The organism is Streptomyces sp. NPDC086077 (assembly GCF_040686175.1).
GTDB lineage: Bacteria > Actinomycetota > Actinomycetes > Streptomycetales > Streptomycetaceae > Streptomyces.
In genome coordinates this window covers 41,553-52,504 of sequence record NZ_JBFBJT010000042.1, presented here as the reverse complement: position 1 = coordinate 52,504, position 10,952 = coordinate 41,553, and the positions used below count along the sequence as shown (strand labels likewise).

Sequence of the window (10,952 nt, the reverse complement as noted above, 5' to 3'; positions counted from 1 at the left end):
CCGTGCCCACGCCCTTGGTGACGGCCGCGTCGGGGATGAACACCTCGACGACGGCGAACTTGCCCGAGCTCAACGCCACTGGCTGGAGCAGCGCCGACCCGCCGGGTGCCGCGGCCGTCGAGGCACGGCCCATCTCCCGGGTGGCCTCGATGTCCGCGTCGGCGGCCCGCTGCCGCCCGACGCCGACGGCCTGCGCGTCCTCGCCGCCCGGTATGTGCAGGGCCATCATGTCGCCCGAACCCGCGGCGGCGACCGCGCGTTCGAGTTGGGCGCGGTCGGTGGTGATGGACAGCGCCGGGGCGATCTCCGCCGCGTCGCGCTCGGCGTTGGAGAACGCGCGGTCGCGGGCCCTCTCCTTGACGACCAGCCCGAGCGGCACCGCGAAGGCGACCACGACCATGGCGGTGACCGCCAGCGAGACCTTGACCAGTGCCCACCTCATGGCCGCGCCTCCGCTCCCGGCGGTTCCAGCTTCACACCGACGCCGCGCAGGGTGTGCAGATAGCGCGGCCGCGCGGCCGTCTCGCCCAGTTTCCTGCGCAGCCAGGACAGATGGACGTCGATGGTCTGGTCGTCGCCGTAGGACTGCTGCCACACCTCGGCGAGCAGCTCCCTGCGGGACACCACGACCCCGGGCCGCCCGGCCAGGAAGGCCAGCAGGTCGAACTCGCGCCGGGTGAGGTCCAGTCGGACGCCGTCCAGCTCGGCCTGGCGGCGCAGCGGGTCCACCGTCAGTCCGCCGACCCGCAGCACCGGGGACGGCGGGGCGTCGCCGGCGGCGGCACGGGAGCGGCGCAGGACGGCGGCGATCCGGGCGGAGAGGTGCTCCACGGAGAAGGGCTTGGTCAGATAGTCGTCCGCGCCGTCGTTCAGCAGCCGGACGACCTCCGTCTCGTCGTCCCGCGCGGTGGCGATGATCACGGGGACGTCCGTGATGCCGCGCAGCATCTTCAGGGCCTCGGATCCGTCGAGGTCGGGCAGGCCGAGGTCCAGGATGACCACGTCGAATCGGAAATGGGCGACCTCGCGCAGCGCCTCCAGCGCCGTACCGACACTGCGCACGGTGTGCGAGGCGTCGGTCAGGTGCCGGATGAGCGCCGAGCGTACGAACTGGTCGTCCTCGACCACGAGAACACTTGCCATGCGCCGCACCGTACGCCATACGAGAGAGCCGGGACCGGCGCCTGTGGACAACCTGGCGCCTGTGGACAACTCGTCGTCCACCGTGACCGATGGGACAGCGGTGGCGTGGGTGAGGCAGTATGGCCCGCGATGCTCAGAGGACTCGTACACGTACTGGCCTGGTCGCTCGCCACGGGCGCGGCGACCACCTTGTCGTGGTGGGGTGTCCACTCGGTCATGGCGGGCACGGTGTACGACCCGCCGCGTGCCCTGCCCGTCACCGCGGCCGACGCGAGCACGCGTGAGCCGGAGCCGCGGTCCACCGCCGCGAGCACGCGCCGGCCCGAACCGGCGCGGAGCCCGAGCTCCTCGCCGGCCGCGCGGAAGCCGACCCCCTCCGCCTCCCCGAGCAGTTCCCCGAGCCCGAGCGCTCCCGCCTCCGCTCGCGTGTCCGGGCAGGTCGAGAGCTACGCCACCGAGGGCGGCCGGGCCGTCTTCGACCTCGGCGAGGCCTCCGCGACGCTGGTGTCGGCGACCCCGGACGCGGGCTGGTCGATGCAGGTGTGGAAGACGGAGACGTGGATCCGGGTGGAGTTCGCCGCGGGCGCCGAGCGGGTCTCGGTGTTCTGCACGTGGCACGACGGGCCGCCACGGGTGGAGATCGGTACCTACTAGGGCGCCCCCGCGTTCAACGCCCTTGCCCGCGCCCTGCGTTCAGCGGAAGACCGAAGGCGGCGGTGCCGGTGAGGCGACCGCCGCGGCGTCGGTCACCGGGGTGGCGCCTCCCGTGAAGTCGGCGAGCCTGGTGCCGTGTTCGACGCGGCCGGGGTGCGGATCGGAAGCGGCGCGGCGGGTCAGTTCGGCGATCGGGAGGGGCTGGTCGCCGGCGACGAGGACCGCGTTCCCGAAGCGCTTTCCCCGGAGCACCGCCGGGTCGGCGATGAGGGCGAGCTCGGGGAAACGGGCGGCGGCCGTGGCGATCTGGCCGCGCAGGTGGGCGAGCGGCGGGCCGTCGGCGAGGTTGGCGCCGTACAGCCCACCGGGCCGCAGCGCCCGGCGGATCTCGTCGAGGAACTCGGTCGAGGTGAGATGGGCCGGCGTACGGGCCCCGCTGAACACGTCGGCGACGATCAGGTCGGCCCAGCCGTCCGGCACCTTGGCGAGCCCTTCACGGGCGTCCGCCGACCGCACCCGGATGCGCGCGCCCGGCGCCAACGGCAATTCGCGGCGGACCAGTTCGACGAGGGACGCGTCGCGTTCGACGACCTGCTGAGTGGAGCGGGGGCGGGTGGCGGCGACGTAACGGGCGAGCGTGAGGGCGCCGCCTCCGAGGTGCACGGCCTGGAGCGGCTTTCCGGGCGGGGCGGCGAGGTCGATGACGTGGCCGAGGCGCCGCTGGTATTCGAAGGAGAGATACGCGGGGTCGTCCAGATCCACGTGCGACTGCGGGGCCCCGTCGATCAACAGGGTCCAGGCCCGCGCCCGGTCCCGGTCCGGTATCAGCTGGGCGAGGCCGCCGTCGACGGTCTCTTCGACGGCTGCGAGTGCGGCCTGCGCCCGCCGCGGCTTTCTGGACTTTCCCACGCGACCATTATCGGCGGGTAGGGCGGCATCGGGTCAGTCGGCGTCGGCACAGGTGGCGGTGGTCGGCGCCGCTGCCCGAGGACCGCGCCGTCGGCCGTGCGGCGGGTGACCGTCAGCGGCAGTTGTCCGCCGCCTCGATCGTCCGTGCCGCCTGACCCAGCGCCCGGCGCAGCACCGCCGGGTCGGTCGCCGGCTCGGCCTCACCGGGCGGCAGCAGCCAGGCCGAGCCGGGCTGCGCCTCGGGTCCGTCGGCCGGCGGCTCGGGGGCCAGCCGCAGTCCGCGTCCGTCGGTCTCCGTGCAGGTGCTGCCGGGCATGTCCCACGCCGCCGCCGTACCGGGCGGGACCACGAAGCAGAGGGTGTCGCAGTCGTCGTCGTGCAGGACCGGGCCCACGGCCTCGATCTCACCGCGCCGGAGGATGTCCACCGCCTCCAGCCCCTGCCGGGCGGGAACCGTCACGAGGTCGCACGCCGGCAGCGGCGTACACGAATCGATGCTCCGGCTGGTCTCCATCCCGGCCTCCACCACGGAACCCCTCCTTGAGCGAGCAGGTCGGGAGTCGGGCGGCTCCCGGTCCACGAAGTTCAACGCCGGAGGGCGTCAACGGCTACGGCGGAAGTGCGCCGCGAAGGATGGCAGTTCATGGCAGATCCCGGATGAGATATCCGATTTGTAGCCAAACCCAGCGTGCCGTACCCGTCACAGCAGGTACGTTCTTGCCCGCCGGAATCAGGGCGTCACATTGGACGGGCAGTTCAACTCACCCCGGTCCGGCATGGTTCGACGGTTCGCACGAGAGGACCCGGCCATGACGTCGTCAAGCGTGACCTCGTCCCAGCCCAACCGGCCACCGCGGCCGAACCTCGCCTTCAGGCGCCTGCGCGGCAGGCGTTCACCTGCCGAGTTCGCCGCGGCGGTGCGGCGCGCCGCCCGCGAGATCGGCGAGCGGGTCAGCTGTGACGCGCGCTACATCGGCCGGGTGGAGGCGGGCGAGATCCGCTGCCCCAACTACGCCTACGAGCGAGTGTTCCTGCACATGTTCCCCGGACGCACGCTCACCGACCTGGGGTTCGCACCCCGCTCGTCCGTTCGCGGACGGGGGCGCGGGGCGCTCACGGACGAGGACACGCCCCCCGCGCACTCCCAGAGCCCGGCGCAGATCACGAGTGAGACACGCGGGGCGGGCGAGCCGTATGACACCACGCAGAACCCGTACGACACGCACATCAACTACGAGGAGAGCGACGTGCTGCGTCGCGCATTCATGACCGGCGGGGGCGCCACCGTGGCCACCGCCTCGCTGGGTCCCTTCGGGCTCGCACTCGACGCCCCGGCGGTGGAACGCCCCGTGCGGCGCGCCGGGACGAGCGAGGCGGGCGCACTCGAAGAGGCCGTTCGCAGAATCCGGTTGCTCGACGACCGGCACGGCGCGGACGGGTTGTACCGGCGCGCGGCGGCTCCCCTGCGCGCCGCGTACGCGCTGCTGGACGCCGGCGCCACGCGGCAGGCGACCGCCGACCGGCTGCACTCGGGCGCCGGTGAACTGGCCATCTCCGTGGGGTGGCTGGCGCACGACTCGGGACGGTTCGACGACGCGCGCTCGCACTACGCGGAGGCGCTGGCGACCGCGCGGATGACCGGCGATCCGGGACTGGAGGCGCACGCCTTCTGCAACACGGCGTTCCTCGCGCGCGACGCCGGGCGGCCGCGGGAGGCCGTGCGGGCGGCGCAGGCCGCGCAGCGGATCGCGCGGCCCCTGGGGTCGGCCCGGTTGATGTCGCTGCTGGCGTTGCGGGAGGCGGGGGGATGGGCGGGGCTCGCCGACACCACCGGGTGCGCACAGGCGCTGACGCGCGCGCACGCCTTCTACGACCGGGGTCCCTCGGACGCCGACCCCGAGTGGATGACCTTCTACGGCGAGGCCGAGCTGGAGGCGCTGGAGGCGCAGTGCTGGTCGACGCTGGGTGACTGGACGCGGGCGTCCCGGCACGCGCGGCGGGCGGCGCATCTGCAGGATCCGCACTTCACCCGGAACATCGCGCTGTACACGGCGGAGCTCGCCGACGACCTCGCGCGCGGTGGCCGGCCCGACGAGGCCGCCGCCGCGGGGATGCGGGTGCTGGACCTGCTGGACGAGGTGCAGTCGTCGCGCATCCAGGCGATGGTGGCGGGGACGGCGCGGGTGCTGCTGCCGCACAGGCGGGCGTCCGGGGTGTCGGAGTTCCTGGAACGGCATGCTTCGGCACCGCGCCTGGTGTGAGGCGGACCGGGGGTGCCGCCGCGCCCGGCATCGCGCCTCCCGCCGGCTAGCCCGCCAGGTGGCCCACGTCGTTCCAGCTCTCGATCGCCGGCTCGCCGTAGGCCCAGCCCAGGACGGACAGGGACGTCGGGTTGAGGCGGATACGGGCCGCGAAGTCGAGGGGGAGGTTCAGCCAGCGGGCGCCGATCGAACGCAGGATGTGGCCGTGGGCGAAGATCAGGACGTCGCGGTCCTGTGCGCGGGCCCAGTCGACGGCCTCGTCCGCGCGGGCGGTCACCTCGGCCAGGCTCTCGCCCTCGGGGACGCCGTCGCGCCAGATCAGCCAGCCGGGGCGCAGGGCCTGGATCTCGCCGGGGGTCAGCCCCTCGTATGCGCCGTAGTCCCACTCCAGAAGCGCGTCCCAGGTGCTCGCGCGGGCGCCGAAGCCGGCCAGCTCGCAGGTCTCCCGCGCGCGGGAGAGGGGGCTGGTGCGGACCTCGATGCCGGGGAGCCCGGCGTACGGCGCCTGGTGCAGGCGTTCACCGAGGAGTTTCGCGCCGCGCCGCCCCTCGTCGAGGAGCGGTATGTCGGTCCTGCCGGTGTGCTTTCCGGCCAGCGACCACTCCGTCTGCCCGTGCCGGGCGAGCAGGATGCGCGGTGCCATGAGGGGACGGGACCTTTCCTGGAGAAGAACGGGGCGGGAACCTCTCCATCATCGCGCACCCCGTCCAGGGGCAACCCGGGGGGCGATCTCGGCGTCTATCAGGGCCGGAAGGGCACCCGTAGGGTGACGGCACATACACCGTAAAGTGGTTCGACCGGCCGCCGGGCCGAGGGGCGCCGCGAGGAGAAGGGGGAGGGCGATCGGATGCCGCACGCCGAAACACCGGGCATCGAGGCGGCTCCACGCCCGCGGTTGCGCTGGTGGTCCGAGCTGCCGCTGATCCTGCTGGTGTACGCCTGCTACTCGGCGGGCCGGCTGTTCGCCCGGGGCGATGTCACCACCGCCGTCGACCACGGCCTGGCGATACTGCGCATAGAGAAGGCTCTGCACCTCAACGCCGAGCACCCGCTCAACCGTCTGTTCACGCGCGAGGCGTGGATAGGCATACCGGCCGACTTCTGGTACGCCTCGCTGCACTACCTGGTCACCCCGGCGCTGCTCGTCTGGCTCTTCCGGTCCCGGGCCGTGCAGTACCGCGCGGCCCGCACCTGGCTGATGACCTCGACCTTCATCGGCCTCATCGGGTTCACGCTGATGCCGACCTGCCCGCCCCGGCTGCTGTCCGCCGGGTACGGCTTCGTGGACACGATGGCGCAGTACAGCACGTACGGCTGGTGGGCCGGCGAGGCGAGCGCGCCGCGCGGACTGGGCGGCATGACCAACCAGTACGCCGCGATGCCGAGCCTGCACGTCGGCTGGGCACTGTGGTGCGGGGTGATCCTGTGGCGGTACGGCGGTACGCGCCTCGCCAAGGTCGCCGGCGTGACCTATCCGCTGGTGACCACGATCGTGGTGATGGGCACCGCGAACCACTACTTCCTCGACGCGGCCGCGGGCGCCGCCGTGATGGGCGCCGGACTGCTGCTGGCACCGCATGTGACGCTGGCCGCGAACCGCGTGCGGACGTCGCTGAGCGCGCGCACCGCACCGGCCACGGCGGGCTCTCGTGCCGCTCGGGCCTCGATTGTCAGTGGTGGATGTCAGACTTCCGCGGGTGAACGAATTCCACGGCAGCGCGAGTCGCGGTTCGGAGCGGGAGCCGAGCCAGGTGCCTCCCCCTCGGACGCGGGGGACGGCGCTCCGGCACCGGCTCGCTGAGCTGCGCGGTCCCGATGTACCGGCCAAGGCGCTGGACGCCCGCGCCCTCGCGGCCCTCGCCGCCAACCCGGGGTGCAGACGGCGCGCGATCCTCGACGGCGCCGGGGTGAACAAGGCGGCACTGGCCGGTGCGCTGGGCTCGCCGTCGGCGTTCGGGCAGTCGCAGTTCGCCTTCATGCGGGGCAACGCCTTCGAGGCGCGGGTCAAGGCGGACGGCGGCGCGGATCTGCTGCGGCTGGCGCACGAGAGGCTGGACCCGGGCGCCGAGCCTCCGGCGCGGGCGCGCGTGCCGGAGCTGTCCGCCATCGGCCCCGAGGGCCGTGCCGCGCGTACGGCGCTGGCACTGCGCGAGGCGGTCGAGGCCGGCGGATGGACGCTGCTCGACCATCCGATGCTCGCGCTGGACGTCGCGGGTTCTCCCGCGTTCCTGGAGCCGGACGCCGTGGTCGTGCACCCGGACGGCGGCTGGACGGTCGTGGAGATCAAGTCGTTCCCCATGCTGGACGGTTCGGCGGACCCCGCGAAGGTGGGCGCGGCCGCGCGGCAGGCGGCGGTGTACGTGCTGGCGCTGGAGGAGGTCGCCGCCCGTATGGACCCCGCCCCGCCGGTACGGCACCAGGTCCTGCTGGTCTGCCCGAAGGACTTCTCCAACCTCCCCACCGCCTCCGCCGTCGACGTGCGCAAACAGCGCGCGGTCACCCGGCGCCAGCTGAGCCGCCTGACCCGTATCGAGGACATCGCCGACACGCTCCCCGAGGGCACGTGCTTCTCCCCCGAGCTGCCCCACGACCGGCTCACCGCCGCCGTCGAGTCGGTACCGGCGACCTACGCGCCCGAGTGCCTGTCCGCGTGCGAGCTGGCCTTCCACTGCCGGGAACGCTCCCGCGCGCGGGGCGCGGTGACCTCGCTCGGCCGCTCACTCCGCGCCGAGCTGGGCGGCCTGACCACCGTCGAGGACATCCTCGCGGCGTCCCGCGGCGAGACCGGCGACCCCGACGACCCGGCGGTGGCGGCCCTGCGCCGGGCGGCCCACCTGCGCGCCGAGGCACTGGGCAGGCAGCGGCCCGGGACACCCGGCGTGCACGGCCCAAGGACGGCCGAACCCCAGCACCCCGAGGCACCCCACCGGCGCGCCGAGTCTCCGGAGGCGGCCCGGTGTCACTGATCTCCACCCTCGCGCGCCTCGAAGCCGTCGACACCGGCCGTGCCCAGCCGGCCGCCACCGTCCGGCACCGGCATCTGTCCGAGCACCCCCTCGTCCTCGTGCCGCTGACCACCGCCGGTGAGGCCGGCGCCCCACTCGGCGCGCTGGTCGGCACCGACCGGGACGCGCCCCGCCTGCTGGCCGTGCCGCAGCCGCGCGACCGCGACCTCAGATTCACCTTCCTGGCCGAACTGGCGGAGGTGGTCCTGCCGTACATCGACGCGCACGCCGAGAGCGTCGAGACGGCCGAGCGCACCGACACCGACCCGGAGACCGGCAAGCGGGTCAAGGTCGAGGTCGAACTGTGCGCGGACGCCCCGCAGTTGATCGTGCCCAGCCGCCCGGGTGTCGACCTCGTACGGCTGCTCGGGCGCTCGATGCGCTTTCGCCGTACGGCGGAGCAGGACCCGGAGACCCCCCACCCCGCACCGCCGCGGGTGCCACTGCTCGGCCGCTGGCTGACGCACTACGGGGAGCGCGCCCGGGTCCCCGGCTCCTCGCTGCTGCTGGCCATGACGGACGTGCTCTCCCGGCACTGGGCGACCGGCCAGTCCAGCCTGGAGGACCAGCACCTGGGCGCGCTGCTCGCCTGGATCGACCCGCCGGACGGCGCCACCGGCGCCGAGGCCGCGCTGCGGGCCGAGCTGGACCGGGACGCACAGGGCCAGCTCCTGTGGCCACCGGCGGGACCGGCAACCGACCCGGCGTTCGACAACAAGCTGCTCGCCCCGGCCATCGAGCGCTACGACCGCGCGCGTACGGCCCTCGCCGCCGCCGAGGACGGTCTGGAGGCGGACGACCGGCTCGGGGACACCACCGCCGCCGAGCGAGAGATCCGCGCCCTGGTCGAGCGGGTCACCCGCCCGACCTGGGACGCGGTCTGGCGGGGCCTGGACCTGCTGCGGGAGCTGCCCGAGGGGGCCCGGGTCGAGGAGCGGTGGACGCGCGACCGCTGGTCGTTCACCGGACATCGGGACCGGGTGCTGGCGGGCGAGCCCCCGCAGCCGCGCCGCGACGACGCGGTGACGGCGGCGAACAAGCTGGCCGCGCGCGAGCGCGAACAGGCGCGTCTGGAGGCCCAGGAGGCTCTCGACGATCCGCTGGTGATGGCCGGGCGGCGGCTGTCCGGGGAGGCGTTCGCGGGCGAGGTCACCGACGTGGTCATGGCGTACAACGAGGGCAGGCGCCCCAGCCCGCGCCCGCTGGTCACCGTCCGTACGGACGACCGGCCCCATCTGGGCGAGCGGGCGAAGGTGTACCGCTCGCTGGGCGGAAAACCGCAGGCCGCCGAGTTCGTCGGGTACGAGGGCGAGGGGGCGCCGCAGGGCGCCGGCGGCGCGCAGGACGCCGGCGTGCTGACCGGCGGCACCCTGGTGGTCCTGCGGATCCTCGACAAGATGGGCCGCGGCAAGGAGCCCGAGGCCGGGTCCGTGCCGGAGAAGGGCGACACCCTGTGCTTCACGCTGTTCGAGCACGAGCAGCGCGGCGGCGCGAAACTGCCCGACCCGGAGGAGACGCCGTGGACGCACGGCGGGCCGCCCGGTGGGCGGACCGACCCGGAGCCCGCCGATCCCGTCACCGAGGAGGACGTCCTGTGACCACGGAGACCACCTTCGACCCCGGTGCCGCGGCGGCACGCGCGACCGAGGCGATCCTCCGCGACACCCTGCGCGGCCCACACCGCGGTGTCGTCGTGGACTCCCCGCCCGGCGCGGGCAAGTCCACGCTGGTGGTGCGCGCGGCACTCGAACTGGCCGAGGCGGGCCGCTCGCTGATGGTCGTCGCGCAGACCAACGCCCAGGTCGACGACCTGGTGCTGCGGCTCGCCGAGAAGAACCCCGAGCTGCCGGTGGGCCGACTGCACAGCAGTGACGCCGACCCGTACGACAAGGCCCTGGACGACCTGCCCAACGTACGGAAGTCGGCGAAGGCGGGGGAGCTGACCGGGCTGCCCGTGGTCATCTCCACCGCCGCGAAATGGGGTCATGTCAAGGCCGACGAGCCGTGGCGGCACGCGATCGTCGACGAGGCGTACCAGATGCGGTCGGACTCGCTGCTGGCCGTGGCCGGGCTGTTCGAGCGGGCGCTGTTCGTGGGGGACCCCGGGCAGCTGGACCCGTTCGCGATCGTGGGCAGCGAGCAGTGGGCGGGGCTGTCGTACGACCCCTCGGCGTCCGCCGTGACGACCCTGCTCGCGCACAACCCCGAGCTGCCGCAGCACCGGCTGCCGGTCTCCTGGCGGCTGCCCGCCTCGGCGGCGCCGCTGGTCTCGGACGCGTTCTACCCGTACACGCCGTTCCGCAGCGGCACCGGTCACGGCGACCGGCGGCTCGCCTTCGGTGTGCCGTCGGACGGCTCCGGCCCCGACCGGGTGATCGACGAGGCGGCGGAGTCGGGCTGGGGCCTGCTGGAGCTGCCCGCCCGGCACACGCCGCGCACCGATCCGGAGGCGGTGCGGGCGGTGGCGTCGGTGGTGCGGCGGCTGCTGGACCGGGGCGGCGCCGCCACCTCGGAGCGCTCCCCCGGGCCGACGCCGCTGACCGCCGACCGGATCGCCGTCGGCACGGCCCACCGCGACCAGGCGGCCGCCGTCCGGGCGGCCCTCGCCGAGCTGGGCGTGCGCGAGGTCACGGTCGACACGGCGAACCGGCTTCAGGGCCGGGAGTACGACGTCACGGTCGTCCTGCACCCGCTCTCCGGCCGCCCCGACGCCACCGCGTTCCACCTGGAGACGGGCCGCCTGTGCGTCCTGGCGTCCCGCCACCGGCACGCGTGCATCGTGGTCTGCCGGGCGGGAGTGAGCGACCTCCTGGACGACTACCCGTCGACGGAGCCGGTCCAGCTGGGAACATTGGTCAAGTTTCCCGACGGGTGGGAGGCCAACCACGCGGTCCTGGCGCATCTGGCCGAGCACCGGGTCAGCTGGACACCGTGAACGGGCTCAGGGGCCCCCTTGCGCGGGCGCGAGAGAATTGAGGGT

At 74.1% G+C, this 10,952-nt stretch carries 10 protein-coding genes and 1 pseudogene; 6 read left to right on the top strand and 5 right to left on the bottom strand.

The window, feature by feature from the left end; translation table 11 throughout:
- Together AB0O67_RS15065 and AB0O67_RS15060 are read right to left on the bottom strand one after the other, a co-directional pair.
- Positions 1-442: pseudogene (locus tag AB0O67_RS15065) on the bottom strand (two-component sensor histidine kinase); the annotation flags it as partial.
- Complete coding sequence (locus AB0O67_RS15060; RefSeq protein WP_365449969.1) at positions 439-1,143, bottom strand: response regulator transcription factor; 705 nt, start codon at positions 1,141-1,143, stop codon at positions 439-441. The gene AB0O67_RS15060 and the pseudogene AB0O67_RS15065, both read right to left, overlap by 4 nt.
- Before the next feature lie 129 nt (positions 1,144-1,272).
- Here AB0O67_RS15060 and AB0O67_RS15055 point away from each other — a divergent pair, with 129 nt between their 5' ends.
- The gene (locus AB0O67_RS15055; protein ID WP_365449975.1) at positions 1,273-1,797 is read left to right on the top strand and encodes a hypothetical protein; all 525 of its coding nucleotides are present in this window, start codon (positions 1,273-1,275) and stop codon (positions 1,795-1,797) included.
- A 39-nt stretch (positions 1,798-1,836) separates the two neighbouring features.
- On the opposite strand, the gene AB0O67_RS15050 is transcribed toward AB0O67_RS15055, so the two are convergent.
- Complete coding sequence (locus AB0O67_RS15050) at positions 1,837-2,706, bottom strand: fused MFS/spermidine synthase (RefSeq protein ID WP_365449967.1); 870 nt, start codon at positions 2,704-2,706, stop codon at positions 1,837-1,839.
- A gap of 112 nt (positions 2,707-2,818) precedes the next feature.
- On the bottom strand, positions 2,819-3,235 hold the full coding sequence (locus AB0O67_RS15045) for a hypothetical protein (RefSeq protein WP_365449965.1): 417 nt from the start codon (positions 3,233-3,235) through the stop codon (positions 2,819-2,821).
- Positions 3,236-3,515: 280 nt separating this feature from the next.
- On the opposite strand from AB0O67_RS15045, the gene AB0O67_RS15040 reads away from it, so the two are divergent.
- Positions 3,516-4,967 (top strand): hypothetical protein, encoded by a 1,452-nt coding sequence (locus AB0O67_RS15040; protein WP_365449963.1) that lies wholly within the window; start codon positions 3,516-3,518, stop codon positions 4,965-4,967.
- Between the two features lie 46 nt (positions 4,968-5,013).
- On the opposite strand, the gene AB0O67_RS15035 is transcribed toward AB0O67_RS15040, so the two are convergent.
- Positions 5,014-5,610 carry a histidine phosphatase family protein gene (locus AB0O67_RS15035; protein WP_365449961.1) on the bottom strand — a complete coding sequence of 199 codons (597 nt, stop codon included), beginning with the start codon at positions 5,608-5,610 and terminating at the stop codon, positions 5,014-5,016.
- A gap of 204 nt (positions 5,611-5,814) precedes the next feature.
- Here AB0O67_RS15035 and AB0O67_RS15030 point away from each other — a divergent pair, with 204 nt between their 5' ends.
- From AB0O67_RS15030 to AB0O67_RS15015, 4 genes are read left to right on the top strand one after another with little or no spacing between them, the layout of a single operon-like run.
- Positions 5,815-6,768 (top strand): phosphatase PAP2 family protein, encoded by a 954-nt coding sequence (locus AB0O67_RS15030; RefSeq protein ID WP_365449959.1) that lies wholly within the window; start codon positions 5,815-5,817, stop codon positions 6,766-6,768.
- Positions 6,719-7,933 (top strand): hypothetical protein, encoded by a 1,215-nt coding sequence (locus AB0O67_RS15025; protein WP_365449957.1) that lies wholly within the window; start codon positions 6,719-6,721, stop codon positions 7,931-7,933. The genes AB0O67_RS15030 and AB0O67_RS15025 overlap by 50 nt, the downstream gene beginning before the upstream one ends.
- Positions 7,924-9,570, top strand: coding sequence for a hypothetical protein (locus AB0O67_RS15020; RefSeq protein WP_365449955.1), 1,647 nt, complete (start codon positions 7,924-7,926; stop codon positions 9,568-9,570). Before AB0O67_RS15025 ends, AB0O67_RS15020 begins: the two co-directional genes overlap by 10 nt.
- Positions 9,567-10,907 carry an AAA domain-containing protein gene (locus AB0O67_RS15015; RefSeq protein WP_365449953.1) on the top strand — a complete coding sequence of 447 codons (1,341 nt, stop codon included), beginning with the start codon at positions 9,567-9,569 and terminating at the stop codon, positions 10,905-10,907. Before AB0O67_RS15020 ends, AB0O67_RS15015 begins: the two co-directional genes overlap by 4 nt.
- The last annotated feature ends 45 nt before the right edge of the window (positions 10,908-10,952 follow it).